Source organism: Enhydrobacter aerosaccus (assembly GCF_900167455.1).
GTDB lineage: Bacteria > Pseudomonadota > Alphaproteobacteria > Reyranellales > Reyranellaceae > Reyranella > Reyranella aerosaccus.
This window is the reverse complement of sequence record NZ_FUWJ01000008.1, coordinates 149,586-167,673: the sequence shown is the minus strand read 5'-3', so window position 1 is coordinate 167,673 and position 18,088 is coordinate 149,586. Positions and strand designations below refer to the sequence as shown.

Annotated in this window: 18 protein-coding genes; 10 read left to right on the top strand and 8 right to left on the bottom strand. The window is 63.9% G+C overall.

The features are described 5' to 3' along the window. The first annotated feature begins 2 nt into the window (after positions 1-2). From hypA to hypE, 6 genes are read left to right on the top strand one after another with little or no spacing between them, the layout of a single operon-like run. A complete protein-coding gene (hypA, locus tag B5D62_RS34405) occupies positions 3-368 on the top strand; it encodes a hydrogenase maturation nickel metallochaperone HypA (RefSeq protein WP_170921092.1) in 366 nt (121 codons plus the stop codon). Further along, the gene (hypB, locus tag B5D62_RS23705) at positions 358-1,140 is read left to right on the top strand and encodes a hydrogenase nickel incorporation protein HypB (protein ID WP_085936514.1); all 783 of its coding nucleotides are present in this window, start codon (positions 358-360) and stop codon (positions 1,138-1,140) included. The genes hypA and hypB overlap by 11 nt, the downstream gene beginning before the upstream one ends. Then, positions 1,124-2,251, top strand: coding sequence for a hydrogenase formation protein HypD (gene hypD, locus B5D62_RS23700; RefSeq protein WP_085936513.1), 1,128 nt, complete (start codon positions 1,124-1,126; stop codon positions 2,249-2,251). Before hypB ends, hypD begins: the two co-directional genes overlap by 17 nt. Positions 2,252-2,253: 2 nt before the next feature. Beyond that, the gene (locus B5D62_RS23695; RefSeq protein WP_085936512.1) at positions 2,254-2,736 is read left to right on the top strand and encodes a hydrogenase maturation protease; all 483 of its coding nucleotides are present in this window, start codon (positions 2,254-2,256) and stop codon (positions 2,734-2,736) included. Position 2,737: 1 nt separating this feature from the next. Next, positions 2,738-5,029: a carbamoyltransferase HypF gene (hypF, locus tag B5D62_RS23690; RefSeq protein WP_085936511.1), complete on the top strand. Its 2,292-nt coding sequence runs from the start codon at positions 2,738-2,740 to the stop codon at positions 5,027-5,029. Continuing rightward, the gene (gene hypE, locus B5D62_RS23685; RefSeq protein WP_085936510.1) at positions 5,019-6,044 is read left to right on the top strand and encodes a hydrogenase expression/formation protein HypE; all 1,026 of its coding nucleotides are present in this window, start codon (positions 5,019-5,021) and stop codon (positions 6,042-6,044) included. The genes hypF and hypE overlap by 11 nt, the downstream gene beginning before the upstream one ends. Positions 6,045-6,047: 3 nt before the next feature. Here hypE and B5D62_RS23680 read toward each other — a convergent pair whose 3' ends face one another. Together B5D62_RS23680 and B5D62_RS23675 are read right to left on the bottom strand one after the other, a co-directional pair. Beyond that, positions 6,048-6,413, bottom strand: coding sequence for a hydrogenase expression/formation C-terminal domain-containing protein (locus B5D62_RS23680; RefSeq protein ID WP_085936509.1), 366 nt, complete (start codon positions 6,411-6,413; stop codon positions 6,048-6,050). A 169-nt stretch (positions 6,414-6,582) separates the two neighbouring features. Further along, positions 6,583-7,689: an ABC transporter family protein gene (locus B5D62_RS23675; RefSeq protein WP_231714918.1), complete on the bottom strand. Its 1,107-nt coding sequence runs from the start codon at positions 7,687-7,689 to the stop codon at positions 6,583-6,585. A 1,060-nt stretch (positions 7,690-8,749) separates the two neighbouring features. Between B5D62_RS23675 and B5D62_RS34065 the strand changes: the two genes are divergently transcribed. The 4 genes from B5D62_RS34065 to B5D62_RS23655 all read left to right on the top strand — a co-directional run bounded on the left by B5D62_RS34065 (position 8,750) and on the right by B5D62_RS23655 (position 13,343). After that, complete coding sequence (locus B5D62_RS34065; RefSeq protein ID WP_231714917.1) at positions 8,750-9,130, top strand: copper-binding protein; 381 nt, start codon at positions 8,750-8,752, stop codon at positions 9,128-9,130. Continuing rightward, positions 9,130-11,016 (top strand): copper resistance system multicopper oxidase, encoded by a 1,887-nt coding sequence (locus tag B5D62_RS23665; protein WP_085936508.1) that lies wholly within the window; start codon positions 9,130-9,132, stop codon positions 11,014-11,016. The genes B5D62_RS34065 and B5D62_RS23665 overlap by 1 nt, the downstream gene beginning before the upstream one ends. After that, the gene (locus B5D62_RS23660; protein ID WP_085936507.1) at positions 11,013-11,771 is read left to right on the top strand and encodes a copper resistance protein B; all 759 of its coding nucleotides are present in this window, start codon (positions 11,013-11,015) and stop codon (positions 11,769-11,771) included. Before B5D62_RS23665 ends, B5D62_RS23660 begins: the two co-directional genes overlap by 4 nt. Before the next feature lie 660 nt (positions 11,772-12,431). Then, positions 12,432-13,343 (top strand): LysR family transcriptional regulator, encoded by a 912-nt coding sequence (locus B5D62_RS23655; protein WP_218191253.1) that lies wholly within the window; start codon positions 12,432-12,434, stop codon positions 13,341-13,343. On the opposite strand, the gene B5D62_RS23650 is transcribed toward B5D62_RS23655, so the two are convergent. Genes B5D62_RS23650 through trbK-alt form a run of 6 tightly spaced genes read right to left on the bottom strand, consistent with a single transcriptional unit; the run spans position 13,316 to position 18,088 of the window. Beyond that, entirely contained in the window at positions 13,316-13,573 is a 258-nt protein-coding gene (locus B5D62_RS23650; protein ID WP_085936506.1) for a DUF2274 domain-containing protein, read from the bottom strand. The two genes, B5D62_RS23655 and B5D62_RS23650, sit on opposite strands and share 28 nt — an antisense overlap. Before the next feature lie 3 nt (positions 13,574-13,576). Next, positions 13,577-14,731: a TraB/TrbI/VirB10 family type IV secretion system protein gene (locus tag B5D62_RS23645; protein ID WP_085936608.1), complete on the bottom strand. Its 1,155-nt coding sequence runs from the start codon at positions 14,729-14,731 to the stop codon at positions 13,577-13,579. Between the two features lie 26 nt (positions 14,732-14,757). After that, positions 14,758-15,777 carry a P-type conjugative transfer protein TrbG gene (gene trbG, locus B5D62_RS23640; protein WP_085936505.1) on the bottom strand — a complete coding sequence of 340 codons (1,020 nt, stop codon included), beginning with the start codon at positions 15,775-15,777 and terminating at the stop codon, positions 14,758-14,760. Beyond that, positions 15,774-16,457, bottom strand: a complete 684-nt coding sequence (gene trbF, locus B5D62_RS23635; RefSeq protein WP_085936504.1) for a conjugal transfer protein TrbF — start codon at positions 16,455-16,457, stop codon at positions 15,774-15,776. The genes trbG and trbF overlap by 4 nt, the downstream gene beginning before the upstream one ends. After that, positions 16,457-17,806, bottom strand: coding sequence for a P-type conjugative transfer protein TrbL (gene trbL / locus B5D62_RS23630; RefSeq protein WP_085936503.1), 1,350 nt, complete (start codon positions 17,804-17,806; stop codon positions 16,457-16,459). The genes trbF and trbL overlap by 1 nt, the downstream gene beginning before the upstream one ends. Before the next feature lie 3 nt (positions 17,807-17,809). Next, positions 17,810-18,088: a putative entry exclusion protein TrbK-alt gene (gene trbK-alt / locus B5D62_RS23625; protein ID WP_085936502.1), complete on the bottom strand. Its 279-nt coding sequence runs from the start codon at positions 18,086-18,088 to the stop codon at positions 17,810-17,812.

Sequence of the window (18,088 nt, the reverse complement as noted above, 5' to 3'; positions counted from 1 at the left end):
TCGTGCACGAACTTTCGATATGTCAGGCTCTGCTCGACGAGGTCGCTCGCTTTGCCCGAAAGCACGGCGCGGCCAGGGTCCTGTCCGTGACCGTCCGAATCGGACCTTTGGCGGGGGTGGAGGCGGGGCTGCTGCAACGGGCCTTCACTGCCGCCCGGCGAGGCACGGTCGCCAATGACGCTCAGCTCGTCATTGAGAGGGCTCCATTGATTCTCGAATGCCGCCGGTGCGGCAGGCAGACGCCGGGCCGGCTCAGTCATATGCGATGCGCGGCCTGCGATACAGCCGACGTTCGTGTCGCCAGCGGGAAGGACCTGATTTTCCAAAGCTTGGAGCTGGAAACAGCGGAGGAAGCTCATGTGCAATGACTGTGGATGCGCGGCGCATGATTCGCGCCATGATCACGATGACTCAACGCCACGCCGTCAGCCCCGGTCGTTGACCGTGCTCCACGATCTCATGGCCGAGAACGATCGGATGGCGAAGCATAATCGGGCGCATCTAGACGAGGCGAATGTCTTCGCTGTGAACCTTATGTCGGCACCGGGGTCCGGCAAGACCGCGCTCCTCGAAGCGACGATCGAAGCCCTGAAAGGTCGACTGCACATCGGCGTCATCGAGGGAGATCTCGCAACTGAGAACGACGCGGCGCGAATCCGGAGACATGGTGTTCCGGCAGTGCAGATCACCACTGGAACGGCCTGCCATCTCGACGCGCAAATGATCCACGCGGCCTTGCACGACATGCCGCTACAGGGCCTCGATGTTCTCTTCATCGAAAACGTAGGGAACCTCGTCTGCCCAGCGTCGTTCGACCTTGGCCAGCATCGGAACGTCACCTTGCTGTCGGTGCCCGAAGGCGACGACAAGCCGGCCAAGTATCCGATCATGTTCCGGGGCAGCGACATCATTCTGGTCAGCAAGACCGATTTGCTGCCGCACTTTGACGATTTTCGTTTCGACCGGGCGGAAGCGGCAGTCCGGGAGATCGGCTGTGTCTCTCCCGTCATCGGCATCTCGGTGCGCAGCAAGGGCGGCCTTGACCCATGGATCGACTGGCTTGATCGGCAGCGGCTGGATCGTCGAGCGGCGAAGCCGGCAACCGTCATAGGAGAGTCGGCCCATGAGCGCCACGGCTAAGGTCTGGTTGGATCGACTCCGCGATCTGCCATTGGATCACCCGGTTAGCATTCTCAATGTCTGCGGCGGACACGAACGCACGCTGTCTCACACCGGGTTGCGGGCGGCCCTGCCCGAGACAATTCGGATCATTCCCGGACCGGGCTGTCCGGTTTGTGTCTGCCCCGAAGAAGACATTTGCGACGCCATGCGGCTTGCGCGCGAATGCGATGTCGTCGTCGTTGCGTTCGGGGACATGCTGCGTGTGCCGATCAACGCCGCCAGAAGCGATCCGCGTTGCCTCAGTGATGCGCGCGGCGCCGGTGCCGACATCCGGCCGATTGCCAGTCCGCGGGAGGCTGTGGCGATTGCGCGGGCGCTTCCGGACAAGCGCGTGGTCTTCTTCGCCGCTGGCTTTGAGACCACGATGGCGCCGGTCGCCGCGATGCTGTGCCAAGGCGTGCCAGACAATCTTTTCCTCCTGGTGTCAGGCCGGCTGACCTGGCCGGCGGTCGACATGCTGCTCGCTTCAGAGAAGCCAGGGTTCGATGCCCTGATTGCACCGGGTCACGTCGCCACGGTGATGGGGCCGGAAGAATGGTCGTTCGTGGCGGAACGCTATGGCCTGCCGATTGCCGTGGCGGGCTTCACGGCGGAAAGCCTGCTGGCCGCCACCTACTACGTCCTGACGCAGCTTCTCGCGACCACGGCCCACTTGAAGAACTGCTATCCGGCGATCGTACGGCCCGGCGGCAATCGCGTGGCGCAGCAGCAGTTGTCGCACTCGATGCGGATCGTGGATGCGAATTGGCGCGGCATTGGCACGATTGCCCGCTCCGGCTTTGCCCTTTCAGAAACTTTTGCAAGCCGTGACGCGCGCAGCCTGCTGGCGTCACCACAGGACGCCGCCCGTCGACACGCAGGAGAAATGCCGCCGGGCTGCGATTGCGCCCGTGTGGTCCTGGGCAAGGTGGTGCCCACGAACTGCAAGCTCTACGGCAAAGCCTGCACGCCCCGACGTCCGATCGGACCGTGCATGGTGTCGGACGAAGGCGCCTGTCACATCTGGTGGACCTCGGGCCTACACAACCGCACACACGCGCCTCATCGGCGTACTGGCGTCGCGGCCTGACAATGCAGAATCGGCTCTCGACGCTGGTGCTGGGTTACGGCAATTCATCCTACGCGGACGATGGCCTGGGGACTCGCGCGATTGCCTATCTTAGGTCCCAGGACGCTTCCGATTTCCCCGCGGACCTGCTTCTTCTGGACGGCGGCACGGCAGTATTCGAACTGTTGTCGCATATCGAGCGATGCAACCGTCTCGTCGTGGTCGACGCGGCACACTTGGCGGCAGAACCGGGCACGGTGCGCTGCTTTCTTGGCATCGACATGGACCGTCAGCTGGGAGGCGCGCGGCACACCGCCCATGAGGTAGCGTTGCGCGATATTCTGGATGTCGCCCGCCTGCAGGAGGTGCTGCCGTTAGAGCGCGCCCTGATAGGCGTCCAACCCAAGAGCCTGGACTTCAAAGTTGGGCTCTCGCCGGAAGTGGAACGATCGCTTCCGCTTGTGCGCGATAAGCTCCTCCAGCTGTTGCGCCGCGGATGGAGCTAGCGTGACCGTCGGGTCTCTCGCGTCGGTTCTGCTGCTCGTCGAAGGGCGCGTTCAAGGCGTCGGCTTCCGCCCCTTTGTCTGGCGACTGGCTCGGGATCATCATCTGGCCGGCTGGGTGCGCAACGAAGGTGCCCGGGTACTGATCCGCCTGGAAGGAGCGGAAGATGCGATTGACGCTTTCTCCGGCAAGCTAATCGAGAGGGCACCCGCCTTCGCGCGGCCGCGGCTGGTGACCCGCAAGCGGCTGGACTGGGCCGCTCTTGCCGGCTTCTCGATCGACACCAGCGCTCAAGGCGAGATGGCAATGGCGTCGATTCCGCCGGACTATCCCGCTTGCCCCGCGTGCTTGATGGAACTACGCGATCCGTCCGACCGGCGATATCGCTATCCGTTCATCAACTGCACGCAGTGCGGCCCGAGATATACGATCATCGATGTTCTGCCGTACGACAGGCCCAACACGGCGATGGCGGCCTTTTCGATGTGCGCAGCATGCCAGTCGGAGTATGAGCGACCCGACGATCGTCGATATCATGCGCAGCCGCTGGCTTGCACCGACTGCGGCCCCAGGCTGCAGTTTGTAGTGCCGGGCGACCCTAAGATGTCCCCTGGCCAATCAACCGGTGAACAAGCCCTCCGGGCGGTCATTGCGCATCTGCGCCAGGGACGCGTTGTGGCCGTCAAGGGGATCGGTGGATTTCATCTGTTTTGTGACGCTCGGTCCGAGGCCGCGGTGCGCCATCTGAGGCGGCGTAAGCAACGGCCGGACAAGCCGTTGGCCGTCATGGTCAGGGAGCGTGGGGCCGACGGTTTGGCCGAAGCGCGGGCAATTGCCCGATTGACCGACGAAGAGGCTGTCGCCTTGCTCGATCCCGTACGACCTGTGGTCATTGCCGCCAAGCGGCCGCAGGCGCTTGCCTCCTCCATAGCGCCGGGGCTGCGTGAAATTGGCCTCCTGCTCCCCTACAGCCCGCTCCATGCGCTGCTGCTCGATGGGTTTGGCGGTCCGGTCGTTGCGACCAGCGGCAATCGCTCCGGGGATCCGGTGGAGATCGACGAGAGCGCAGCCGTTGAGCGCTTGAAGGATGTCGCGGACGCCTTCTTGATTCACAACCGGCCGATACGGCGGCCCGCCGACGATCCGGTTTGCCGACGGATTGCAGGCCACGTGCGGCCGTTGCGCCTGGGCCGCGGCAACGCGCCGTTACAGCTCCACCTGCCGGTCGCGCTGGACCGCCCATTGCTGGCAGTCGGTGGTCAGAAGAAGAACACGGTTGCGCTAGCCTGGGCGAACCGCGCGGTGGTGTCTCCCCACATTGGCGATCTGGGATCGCTGCGAACTCAGTCACTGTTCGTCGATACGGTACTGGACCTTCAGACGTTGTTCGGCGTGCAGCCGCAAGCCATCGTTTGCGACCAGCATCCCGACTACAGCTCGACGCGTTGGGCCCGACGCAGCGGGTTACCCTTGATTGCCGTACAACATCATCGGGCGCACGCATCGGCGTTGGCGGGAGAACATAAGCAATCCTCCGGCATGTTGGTGTTCACCTGGGACGGCGTGGGCAAAGGGGATGACGACACGTTGTGGGGCGGCGAGGCTTTCCTGGGAGGACCAGGTCATTGGCGTCGCGTCGCCTCGCTGCGACCGTTTCGACTGCCTGGTGGAGAACGAGCCGCACGCGAGCCCTGGCGCTGCGCCCTGGGTCTCTGCTGGGAGGCCGGCCTGGATTCGGACGACGTAGCCGTGGAGACCAGGCTGTTGCGACGGGCCTGGGAAAGCAACATCAACTGTCCCGTCACGACGTCGGTCGGACGGCTGTTCGACGCGGTGGCTGCCATGCTGGGCTTTGCCGGTCGGGCGACGTACGAGGCACAGGCGGCGATTTGGCTGGAGACGGAAGCCAATCTCGGCGACGCGACACGGATCGCCCTACAGACGCCGGCCAGCCTGACGATCGCCGATTGGGAGCCGCTGATCGGGATCGTGGCAGATGCTTCCCGATCGGTCGGCGAGCGCAGCGCCATTTTCCACGAGTGGCTGGCGGAAACCATTCGCGACCAGGCGGTACTGATCCGCCGAACGACTCCAATCTGCAAGGTCGGACTCGTCGGTGGCGTGTTCCAGAACAAACGGCTGACCGAGCGCGCCGCACATTTGCTTACCGAGGCGGATTTCGAGGTCTTGTTGCCGAGCGCCGTGCCCATGAACGATGCCGGTCTCAGCTACGGACAGATCATCGAGGCGGCGGCCCTGCTGGCGGCACAAAGCGTTGGCGCCAATGGACAATGATCTTCACAAGCTACGCCATGAACTGCTCCAGCAAACGGTGAGTCTGGCCCATGGCAATGGAGGACGTCTGACTCGTGACCTGGTCGAGGGCATCTTTGCCTTCCATTTTGGCGATGATTTGAACACCACGGTTGATGCCGCGCCGCTGAGCCCGGTGAACGGCGAGTTGGTGATGACGACCGACGGTTTCATCGTCGAGCCGCTGGAATTCCCTGGCGGAAGCATCGGCAGCCTCGCCGTAAACGGCACCGCGAACGATCTCGCGGTCATGGGCGCGAGGCCACTCTACCTCACCTTGAACGCCTTCATCGAAGAAGGCTTAGAAATCCGCCTCCTGGATCGACTGGTGGCCGATGCCGCTCGAGCCGCCCATGCTGCCGGCGCCGCGATCGTCGCCGGCGATACGAAGGTTCTCCGTCAGGGCGAAGGAAGCGGCCTTTATCTCGGCATGGCCGGCGTCGGCGTGCGGGGACGTACGCCGAAACTTGGCCTCGAACACATTCGAGTGGGCGACAGGCTGCTGGTCAGTGGAACCATCGGCGACCACGGCGCAGCGGTGCTGCTGGCTCGGCAGGAATTCGGGCTGACGGGGAATCTGCGCTCGGATTGTGGCTGCTTGGTCGGAGTGGCGATGGCCCTCATAGATGTCCCCGGCCTGCGCTTCATGCGGGATCCCACACGGGGCGGCCTTGCGACCGTCGCTCACGATATCCTGCGCGGCACTGGCTGCGGTGTTCGACTGGATGAGCAGAATATTCCCGTAAGCGAAGCGGCCAAAGGCGTCTGCGAGATACTTGGCTTTGATCCGTTGATCCTTCCCAGTGAGGGTCGGCTAGTCGCTGTCGTAGCGCCCGCTGCAGCTGAACGATCACTGGCGGCGATGCAGCAACACGGATGCCCAGACGCAGCGATCGTCGGCTCCATCACGACCGAGAGCTATGTAACACTCAGGACCGAATTGGGTGAACGCCTGATCGAGGAACTCGAACACGATCCCTTGCCGAGGATCTGCTGAGCGTTACTGATACGGTTGTGCCCAGGTTTCCAGCTTGGCCTGCAGCTTGTCGGCTGCTTCGCTCGCCTCCTCGATGGTCGCCGGCAGCAGGGTTGGGACGAAAGCCATCTCGACTGTAGACCAGAGATGATCACCAAGGTCGTTTGAATGGTCGATCCACCATACGGCTGCCAGCGAGGTTTCTTGAATACGCGTTGCGCCGAGAGCACTTACCTCGATCGCCACTTCGCCTTTTCCAAGGATACCGCGAAGGCGTTGCAAATCGTACGGAAGCAGCGGCAAGCGCCGCAGATCGATTGTCGTCGGCTGGCCCGTCGTCACCAGCGTGTGCAGCCCTGCAATTACTTCGTTCAGGATCGCGGCCACCATCGGGGGGACCTCGCCTTCTCCAAATGGCTCGGCAGTACTCAAGCGAGTCCTCCCTGGTGTGATGTGCTCTTTCGACAGCCACGTGCTGGTAGGGAAAGGCGTTGATCGAGATGCATCGACGCAGCCAGCAGGACGCGTGTTGCTGCGGTGGTCGGCGGCCAAGTCACTATCAGGAGAGGCCCCGTACCGAGCACCGGAGTCTGAAGAGCTGCCCCTGCCAAGTTGCCGATCGCTGCGCCAAACCCTCTGGCGAATGTGAGTACAAGAAGATCAGGCTGGATATTCCCTCTGCTTCTGCTGCTGAGTGGGAACTCGTTCGATAGCAGGGTGCGCATCTTCGAGACTTGCCAAGAGGACGCCGACCCGGCCGGCAGACGACACCCAGTCCGCCAGTCGAGGATAATTGTCCACCAACCAATTGAATGCTCCCTGCACGGCAACGAAAGCGCCCGCCGATTGGGTCATCTCGCCCAGCTGCATGGGCCCATGGACGTAGTTCGGTACACAAAGGAGAAGTCCCATCAACGGCGCCAGGAGGGAGTTGCCATGGGATACAAGGGTGGTCCGCATGTGCTGACCGCAGAGGCGACGCCATTGGGAAATGACCTGCTTCAGGCTTGTCTCGACGGGGCACCACCAAGGCCTTGTCGGGACTGCTGGTCGCTGGCCCCCGACGGCTCATCAAATTCTCACGCAAGCGCGCAACCGCAAACTTGAACTCGGACTCGGCTTGGCTTTTCCGTTCGATGACGGAAGCCATATTGCCGCCGATTACCATCATTGCCGTCGTTGTCGAGGCAGCGTACAGCACCGCTGCGAGGACCAAATAACCTGGCACCTGCGCCTCAATGCCAAAAGGGGCGAGGCTGAGGGAGCCGCCGACATTCCATAGGACCGCTGCGAACGTGCCCGCAGTCAGCACGGAGGCAAGAAGCCCGACGGCAAAATCGATCGGGGCATCCGTGGCAATCCGGGCATCGTCGGCGATGCGGTATTCGATGAATTGCGGCTCGCTCTCACCGGCCTTGTCATCACCCTCGCCGCCCACAGAAAACCAGTTCAAGATCAGCCGTGAGGTCAGCCAAGCGCGCCACCGGCGCTGAAAACTCATGCGGCCCCAGACAGCAGCGATCGCCAGAACGACACTTTGGGCGACCAAGCTCAACACTGCGCGAGCCTGTTGCCAGATTTCGCTGCCGTCACGCCGACCAAGAGCGTTGAAGAAATCTCGATTCCAGAGATTCAGCCGATATTGCACCAGCAACTGAAGGATCACGCAGACAACCAGGAACGCGATCAGTCCCCAAGCATACCAACGTGTGTTGCCACGCCAGAATCCCCGTGCCGCTCGCCAAAACTGCTCTACCGGGCGTCCACGTATAACGGACCCGAGCTCAGCCATGTCACGGGTAGTCCACGGGCCACCACCGATTAGGGCAAGGGACATCTGAGCGGTGGCCGACCGACCTTGTCATCAGGCCGCGGTCCGAACCCGACATCGTAAAACCCGACAAGAGAACACCTTTCCTCTCAGCGTGACAGCCATGAGGTGGATCAGCAAGTGCGGATGCAGCCAAGCCCCTCAAGCCAGCGGACGCACGAAAAGACCAGCGAAACTGTGTCGGATCGGCCATTCGTGTCGGCGCTCCTGCTCCAACCAATCCAGCGTAGCATTCCCCAATATGCGACGTGGAGAGGAGTCCCAAATTGGACAGCGTGCACGGCTTCTTTGTTCCAATGTTTTACAAAGTGATGCGGTTTGGCGGCATCGCTGGAGGATGAGCTTTGCCGCTTACGACTGTGCCAGATGATGTTCCTTGGACGGGGAAGTTCTTTCTCAAGACTACGGTCGGGGGTTTCCCCGCCTGTGGTCGTTGCGACGCCTGCGGTTACGTTTCCCATGATGAGAACGCATGACTGTGGCGATGTTTTTCGATGATGTGATTTCAGCTGAATAGGAGCTTCGCATCGATGTCGATACGCTCTGGACCTTTCGAAGGGACGCCATGGGATCGACTTGCCAATCGCCGGGTAGCACCTCCCATCAGCAGAGGAGAGGGCTTAACACTTGCTTGGACACAGACGTCCGGACCGTTGGTAAAAGTCCTATGAGAATCAGTTGCTTCCTCGCGCCGTCAGCGGCCACTCTCCTGCTCCTGGCAACGGCTTGTGCCAGCACCAGCCCGGTCGCTCTGACAGCGGGATCTGACAATGCACCCCCGACAGTCGATCTAGGAGCCTCGTCGCGCATTCCCCACATCGTTGGATCGGCGGGCGAGGGCGAGGGATATGGCATGGTACAAGCCGCCTCCGCGGCTCATACGTCGATGACTGGGATGTCCCACCAGGCCACTTCAACGATGGCCAACGCGTCAATCACGACGGCTGGCCAGAGCACCATGGATCACAGCAAGATGGGCCATGGTGCAACGCCGAGCGTGACCCCTTCGCCGGCCGCCGCCCCACAAATGGCACAAGCGGCACACGTCCAGGGCACCGGCACGGTCAACGCGGTCGATCCCGCGAGCCGCAAGGTCAATCTGAGCCACAATGCGATTCCGGCGATCGGCTGGCCGGCCATGACCATGGACTTCGCTGTGGCTCCCTCTGTCGATTTGAGCGCGCTGAAACCCGGGGCGCGCGTCAACTTCATGATGGATCGGAGTCCTGACGGCATGTACGTCATCCAATCAGTGACAGCTGGGGGTGGGCACTGATGGCAGGCCATCCTTCCAAGCCACCTGTCGGCCGTCGTCGTTTCGTCCAGGGCATTGCGGCTGCGGGCGCTGCCACGGCGCTGCCTCCTTGGAGCGCGTCGGCCGCGTCGCCCTCGGTGCTGAGCGGTACCGAATTCCAGCTCGAAATTGCACCTCTGCGCTTCAACGTCACCGGTCGGACGATGACCGCCACCGCCATCAACGGGCAGGTTCCGGGACCCACGCTGCGCTTTCGCGAGGGTGATACGGTCACACTCGCTGTTACTAATCGGCTGGCCTTCACGACATCGATCCATTGGCATGGGTTGCGCATTCCGTCCCCCATGGACGGTGTGCCGGGCTTCAGCTTCAACGGCATCGCCCCGGGTGAGACCTTCGTGTATCGGTACGCGCTCCGCCAGAGTGGCACCTACTGGTATCACGCGCATGGCCCTGAGGAGCAGACCGGCGTCTATGGCTCGCTGGTTATCGAGCCCAAGGGAGGCTTCGCGCAACGCTTCGATCGCGACTATGTCGTCGTGCTGTCGGACTGGAGCGACGAGAGCCCGCTTGCAATCATCAGCAACCTCAAGTTCCAGAGCACCTATTACAACTATGGCCAGCGGACATTGGGGACGTTTATCGACGACATCCGCCGCAGCGGTCTCGGTGCAACGGTGTCGGATCGGTTGATGTGGGGCAATATGCGCATGGCCCCCACCGATATCCTCGACGTGTCGGGTGCCACCTACACCTATCTCATGAACGGCCGGCCGCCAGCCGCCAACTGGACGGCGCTGTTTCACCCGGGCGAGCGCGTGCGGCTGCGCTTCATCGACGCCGGGACCATGAGCATCTTCGACGTGCGCGTCCCCGGCTTGCCGATGACGGTGGTACAGACCGACGGCAACGACATCGTGCCGGTGACAGTCGATGAATTCCGCATCGGTCCGGGCGAGACGTACGACGTGATCGTTGAGCCGCGCGAGGCGCAAGCCTACACGATCTTCGCCCAAGCCCAGGATCGCACGGGCTACGCCCGCGGCACCTTGGCCCCACGGTCGGGCATGAGCGCGGCAGTACCGCCGATGGACCCTCGGCCTATGCGCACGATGGCCGACATGGGAATGGAGCACGGTGCGGCTGGGCACGGCGCGCATGGTGGAACGGCACCCAGTGATGCGGTGCCGGCGGCATCGAGTAACCCTCACGCCGGCCACACTATGCCGGCGGGGAACCAAGCTGCGATGCCTGGAATGCAGCACTCGATGCCGGGCATGGAGCCGGGACCAAACGCTGTCACCCCGCAGGACCACAGCGCGCACGGAGGCATGCCGGGCGCGGGCAGCGCAATGCCGAGCCAGGGATCGATGGTTGATATGTCGGCGGCAAATACCGCGTCCCAGCTTGAAGGCCGGGTCGGCGTCGACAATGTCGCGATGGCGCCGAAGTCGCGTCTCTCAGAAGCCGGAGATGGTCTCGACGGTAACGGCCGCCGTGTGCTGCTGCTCAGCGATCTGCGCAACGCCAAACGCGGCAACGATCTGCGGCCACCGACGCGCGAGATCGTGCTGCACCTGACGGGCAACATGGAACGCTTCATGTGGAGCCTCGACGGCATCAAGTTCTCGGATGCCGCGCCGATCATGCTGAAGCTCGGCGAGCGCGTGCGCTTCACCTTGATCAACGACACGATGATGGATCATCCCATGCACCTGCATGGCGTGTGGAGCGAGCTGGAGAACGGGCAGAGCGACTATCGCCCCTACAAGCACACCATCCTGGTCAAGCCTGGCGAGAAGCTGAGCTTCCTGGTGAGCGCCGACGAGCCTGGCCGGTGGGCCTTCCACTGCCACCTCCTCTACCACATGGAGCTCGGCATGATGCGCGAGGTGCGCATATCATGAAGAAGCTCGTCGCCGCTCTCTGCGCTGCTCTTATGGTCGCCATTTTCGCGGGCGGCGCCCACGCCCAGCAGACACCTGCCGCCGACCAGGGACAGCCGCACAGCATGCCGAAGATGTTGGATCAGGCCATCTTTGCCCATCTGTTGTTCGACCAGCTCGAAGGGCGGTTCGGCTTCGCCGAAGGCAACACCTTCCGGTGGTCAGCGCAAGGGTGGCTGGGCACGGACGAGAACCGGGTATGGCTGCTCAGCGAAGGAAGGTTCACCAACAACGAACTGGATGACGGTATCCAGCAGCTCCTCTACGGCCGGGCGATCACCACTTACTTCGACGCTCTCGTCGGCATCCGATACGATCTGGACTCCGCGCCGAGCCGCGGCTGGGGCGCGATCGGCATCCAGGGGCTGGCGCCCCAGTTCTTCAAGGTCTCGGCCATAGGCTACGTCAGCGGCGAAGGCCATCTCGCGGCCAGGCTGGAGGCCAGCTACGACCTGTTGATCACGCAACGCCTCATCCTGCAGCCGCAACTCGAAATGAATTTCTACACCAAGGATGATCCAGCGCGATTGGTTGGCGCCGGCCTGTCGGAACTCGACGCGGGGCTGCGCCTGCGCTACGAGATTACGCGCGAGTTCGCGCCCTATGTCGGCATTACCTATTTGGGCCAATACGGCGCGACTGCCGACTATGTCAGCGCAGCCGGCGGCTCGACCCAACAGATTCGGTTCACGGTAGGCCTCCGTGCATGGTTCTAGCGCAAATGGCGATGGAGCCAATGCCCTCGGAAGTTGGCACGAACGCAACATGACCTCCGACAAGCGGCACAGATGCGCGCCAACAGCCGGGAGGCAAAGGGCCAGAATGAAGTGGTGCCGGTTTGCACTGCTTCAGACGCGAGTTCCCGCCAGCAAAAGGGAGTCCGCTCTCGTGGGCCTTCAAGTGCCCGACGCTAGAGGGCTCGATTCAGAAGCTCATAGTCGACGAATATCCGTGACGTCGTCGCTGATCTGGGCCGACATCCTGAAGCGATCACTAAAGGCTGGCATCCAACACCCGCACTGGTCCGTGGCCGATTTGCAGAGAGCCTTGCAGAGCCGAAATGCTGCGCCGCCGACCTCGGTGGGTTCCGACCGATCGAGTCGGGCTTAAGGTACGGTCCGGCGGCTCACATGGTGCGCAACGAAATTGCCATGGTCGAGTGCCGAACAGCCGGTATCAAAGGCAGAATCTTCAAGGCGCCAAGCCAGCGGACCACACGATTGCGCACGCTGCTGTGTAACGAGCCGGATTGCTCGTCATGGCAGAGGCAATGATCGCGTTCCGGCCCAAGCAACCGCAACGGCCACGGCGAGGAGACTGGGACTGTGATGGCGGCCGGCGTCTACGCAATTGAAACAGCATGAGGGAAAAGGGCATTGCCGGTCGATCTTAGGCAGTTGCGCTACGCCATTGCGGCGGCCGATTACCGCAGCATGCGCCGGGCGGCGGAGGCGTTACGCCTGAAGGAGTCCACGCTGAGCCGTTGTGTGCGCGACCTGGAAGCAGGCTTGGACGTCGTTCTGTTCGAACGCTCGCGCGCCGGCGTGCGGCCGACAGTAGCGGGGGCAGCCTTCATCTCGGGCGCACGTCGCGTCGTGCAAGAGGTCGAGGGAACCATCAGCATCGCCAAGGCTGCTGCCCGGGGCGAGGCTGGGCGCCTGCGGCTTGGCTTCTACAATTCATTGTCCGCCGGAAGCTTGCGAGCCACGCTCCTCGACTATGCGCAACGCTATCCTGCGGTGGAGATACGCACAGTCGAGGCGGCGCGGGAGCGTCTGCTCGGCGATCTCGCCATCGATGCGCTCGATGTCGCGATCGTTACGGGCAATCCGACGCTTGTTGAAAGCCAGGCGTTGGCACTATGGAGCGAGCGGATACTCGTCGCCTTGCCGACGGATCATCCGCTTGCCTCACAGGATGTCGTAAGCTGGGGCGATCTCAGAGGCGAAACTTTCCTGATCGGGGAGCACGACCCAGGTCCCGACGTCCACGACCTGCTGATTGCCAACCTTGCAACACCCGGTGACCGCCCCAGGGTGGTCAAGCACAATGTCAGCCACGCGAACATCAAGGCGCTTGTCGGATTGGGACACGGAGTGACCCTAGTCTCCGATGCTTGTCTTGGCGCGCATTATGCGGGTGTCGTCTATCGCGAAGCCCGCGACAGCAAGGGCGGCTGTCGGATAGGCTATGCGGCGCATTGGTCGAAGGACAACGACAATCCTGCCCTGGTACCATTCTTAAGATTGCTGCGAGAGCGTTACCCGGCGTTGCGCGATCCCAGCTGAGGCCCCGATGGGCCTGCCTGCCTACGCGCCTTGCCGAAGGCACGGTCCGTCGCCATGAAGCGGGCGAGCATCGGCCCAATCAGCTTGACCGGGTCAGCAATCGGCTGTCCCGTCTCGCGTCCTAGCACCTCGGCATAGGCCAGCAGGTCGCGGTGGACTGCCGCCGGCAGTTCAACGGTCAACTTCACTGGCCGGTCGCTCTCGAGGGGTCCAAGCTTCAGCTTGGCCATGGGCTAGCCTCCAAACGGTTCGAGGACCAAGTCCCGCGTGACGATGATGCGCACGGGAAAACCTGGCCGGATGGTCAACGTCGGTGCGACGTTGAGCTGCCGCCGGATGATCTGCTGGCCGGCATCATTGATCGTGTCCTGACCGCCGTTGCGGATCGCCCGGATCAGCGCATCGTCGTTGTTGGTGGCCAGCTCGGCGCCGATGCTGAGCAAGGTTGACAGGCCTGCCGCCTTGGCGAGATCCCACCAATGATAGTCGACGCCGTCCTGAAGGCCGGCATAACCCTCGGCGTCGGCGCCGGGCTGCCGCTCGAGGACGATCGACCGGCCGTTCGGGAATATCAGCCGGTTCCAGACCAGCAAGACGCGTCCTTGGCCGAACTGCACATTGCTGTCGTATTGGCCGATGATGCGCGTGCCCTGGGGCACGAGCAAAATGCGACCGGTCGGACTGTCATGGATGTTCTCCGTGACCTGCGCGATGATCTGACCGGGAAGGTCCGAGCGGATGCCGGTGATCAGCGCGGCCGGGATCACGGCGCCCGCCTGAAGGATGTTCGGCGACGCCGGCGCCACTATCCGATCCGGCGACACGGTGCGCCGGTCGGGAGCGGCATTCAGGAAGGCAAGCTTCTGATCCTGGGCCGATGATATCATGGATGGCGCCAAGCCCAGATTTGCGAGGCTGGACACAGGGCTTGGTGCAGGTGCTGCGATTTCGGGATGAGCGGCACGCGATCGGCTTTCCGTGCCGACAAACAGTTTGCTTGTGCGAGCGGATTCGATCTCTTGCAGGCGGCGCTGATCCTCGGCAGTCATACCCGCGTTCAGTGTCGCTTGGCTTCGGGCTTGCGCGCCAAGGGCTGGTCGGCCGAGGTCGCCGGGTAAGGGCGGACCGAGCTTGGGAACACTGCTGTAATCGCGCGGCAAACCTGCCAAGCCGTCTGCCGTCGACCGATTGTCGGTCGAATAAAGCTCCTCGACGAGCCTGGCGCCGTAGCGGGACTGAAACGCATAGATGAGCGCGCCCCCAATCCCGACCCCTGCCGCGAGACCGAGGCCCATGAGCACCTTGCGCGACAGCCGCGTCACGCGCGGCGCCTCTCCGCCCAACCTCATCGACCCGGCCCCATCGGACGGGGCACCGGTCAGCGGCATGGCGACGTCTTCGCTCCGGATATCGCTCACGACGCTGGCTTCCCATCGGTACGGACGATGCGCACACGCTGCTGGTGGTCGGCTGCGCCGAAGCGCAGCTCGGCAGCCGCGAACAGCCGGTCGACGACCATGTAGTTGCCGCGGACACGGTAGTTCACGAGCTCGGAGGTGTTTCCTTCAGGTCCGACGACGAATAGGGGCGGCATCTCGCCCTGGCCGATGCCACGCGGGAACTCGATGAATACCTGCCGCCCGTCGTCATAAACCCGCAGCGGCCGCCACGGTACGCGGTCTCCCTCGACGGCGTAGCGGAAGTTGAGCTTCGACAGATCCACGTCCGTGGCGACCGGACGGGCGGCTTCGGCCTGCGCGTTCTGCCGCCGCAGCGCAATGAGCTGGTCCTGCGGGTACTGCCAGGACACCGACGCCATGTAGGTGCGCTCGGTCGAGCGCAGCTCGACATGGTAGGTGCGGATGTTGGTGTTGATGACCAGGTTGGTCGTGAGGTCGGTGCGGGTCGGCTTGACCAGGATGTGAACCTGCTGCGTCGCTCCCGTGCCACTCACCGTATCGCCGATGATCCAGCGCACCGTGTCGCCCGCGGCGACAGGTCCCGTACCGACCAGTTGTTCGCCGGGCTGGAGGGCAATATCGGTGAGCTGCCCGATGGCCGTATAGACTTGGTAGAGCGCGCCGCTGGTATACGGGTACACCTGCATCGCATTGATGAACCCGTCGCGCACCGGCTGCACGCGCGCAGCGTCATTGGCCAGATTCACACGGACGGCGGGGTCCGAGGCCTCAGGCGCCCGGCTCGATCCACCTACCCGCTTCAATTGCCCGGGCAGCGGCAATGGCTGCGGCAGCTCGACCACCTGCACCGGCGCGGGCGGATCGGTGGCCTGCACCGCGGGCGCCGCATCGTCATAGGAGATCAGCGGCGGCTTGCCAGCGGAGTCGCAAGCCGCCAGAGCTGACGAGCCCAGCAGAAGAGCGAGAACGGTGCGCTGCGGAGACGGCGTGAGTCCTTTGTGGGATTGCGTCATTGATCGAGCTCCCGTGACCAGTTGATGGCGTTGACGTAGATGCCGAGCGGATTGGCGCGCAGGCGGTCGGCGTTGCGCGGCATCTGCACGACGATGGTCAGGATGGCGGTCCAGCGGCTGGTCTCTGCGAGCTGGCCGTTCTCGTAGCGGCGTTCGACCCACGCCACGCGAAAACTCTCCGGCGAGGCCCGAATGACGCTCGAGACATCGACCGCGACCTGCTGGCGGCCGACCTTGGCAAAAGGGTCGTTCGAGCGCGCATAATCGTTGAGGGCTGCCGCGCCGCGGTCGGTCGTGAAGTCGTAGGCGCGCAGCCAGTTCTGCCGGACGATGATCGCGTCCGACGGGATCGACCGGACCTGCTCGACGAAGCGGGCGAGATGGAAGGCGACCTGCGGATCGGTCGGACGATAGTCTGCCACGGCGGGCGCGATCGCCTGCGCCTGGCCGACCTTGTCGATCTGCACAACCCACGGCACCACCGTGCCGCGCGCCGATTGCCAGATGAGGCCGGCCGCGAAGCTCACGGACAGGATCAGCGACCCGAAAGCCATCAGCCGCCAGTTCCTAGCCTGGACGCGCGCGCTGCCGATCCGGTCGTCCCAGACCTGGGCGGCCCGCTGGTAGGGCGTTTCGGGTTCCGGTGACTTGCCGTAATGAGTGGAAGGGCGCTTGAACATCAGCGGTCGCCTTGAGAAAGGTTAATGGAAGTGCCGCCGCCGTGGCTGTCGCCGCTGCGCACGGCGTGGGCGACGGCGGTGACGCCGTGACTCATGGCCTGGGAGCGCTTCATGCGACGGGCCCAGGCCGGTGGCCCGTCGGTGGCCTCGGCCGGCGCACTCTCAGTGGCGCTTGCGCCGGTCGGACTCGGGGCGGACGTATCGCCGGCACCAGAGACCGACTTCGCGCCTTCCGAGTAGCTGGTCTTCATGCTGTCGGCCGCGCGAGCGGCCGCGCGCCGCAGCGGCGAGACAGTCGCATCGCCAACGGCGCGAGCGATACCGCCAGCACCGGACGCAACGGCTGCCGCTCCTGACTGCCCGGTCGCTCCCGCGCTGTAGGCCGCGCCGACACCACCGGCCAAAGCCGCTCCTCCCCGCGCCGCGGCCGCGGTTCCGGACAGGGCGGCGGCTCCGCCGCGCATGGCGAGCCCCCCGGCGGCACCCGCCGCCATCGCGGCACCGCCTGTCGCAAGCCCGGTCCCGACCACGGCGCCGGCCCCGAGCTGGGGACCGCCCGAGACGAGGCCGTTGGCGATGCCGGGACCGAAGATTCCGAGCCCCAGCAGCGAAAGGGCGGCGAGGACGATCGCCATCGCCTGGTCGATCGTCGGATTCTGGCCGCCGAAGCCCGCGGTGAACTGCCCGAACAAGGTCGAGCCGATGCCGATGATGACGGCGAGCACCAGCACCTTGATGCCAGAGGACACGACATTGCCCAGCACGCGCTCGGCGATGAAGGCGGACTTGCCGAACAGGCCGAAGGGGATCAGGACGAAGCCTGCCAGCGTCGTCAGCTTGAACTCGATCAGCGTGACGAAGAGCTGGATGGCCAGGATGAAGAAGGCCAGCAGCACCAGCGCCCAGGCAAACAGCAGGCAGGCGATCTGGATGAAGTTCTCGAAGAAGGAGATCCAGCCCATCAGGCCGGAGATCGACTCCAGGAGCGGCCGGCCGGCATCGAGGCCGGTCTGGGCCACGCGGCCAGGCCGCATCAGGTCCTGGATGGAGAATCCCGTGCCCGACGCCTGCAGGCCCAGGCCCGCGAAGCTCTCGAACACGATGCGGGCCAGGCTATTCCAATTGCTGATGAGGTAGGCGAAGACGCCGACGAACAGGGTTTTCTTCACCAGCCGCGCCATGACGTCGTCGTCGGCGCTCCAGCTCCAGAACAGGGCCGCCAGCGTCACGTCGATCACGATCAAGGTCGCGGCAATGAAGGCGACCTCGTTGCCCAGAAGGCCGAAGCCGCTATCGATGTAGCGCGTGAATACTTCCAGAAACTGGTCGATGACGCCGGTGCCGCCCATGATTCACCGGCCTTCCTGAGGAGACGCCGGCGGCGTCACGCCGAGAAACCGGTCGCGACCTTCGGCCCATGTGCGCAGGCATTCCGCGTCCCGCGCCGCGGCCTCGCCGAGAATCTGGCACCGCCGTTGGGCCGAGCGCAGCGCATCGGCGCTCGTCGCCCGGTCCGTCCATGCCTTCCCGACGGACGGCGGCGGTTCCCGCACGATATCCAGCGTCGCCGCGATGACGGCGCCGGCGACGAATGCGACGGCAGCGAGCCGCACCCAGAGCTTGGTGTCCAT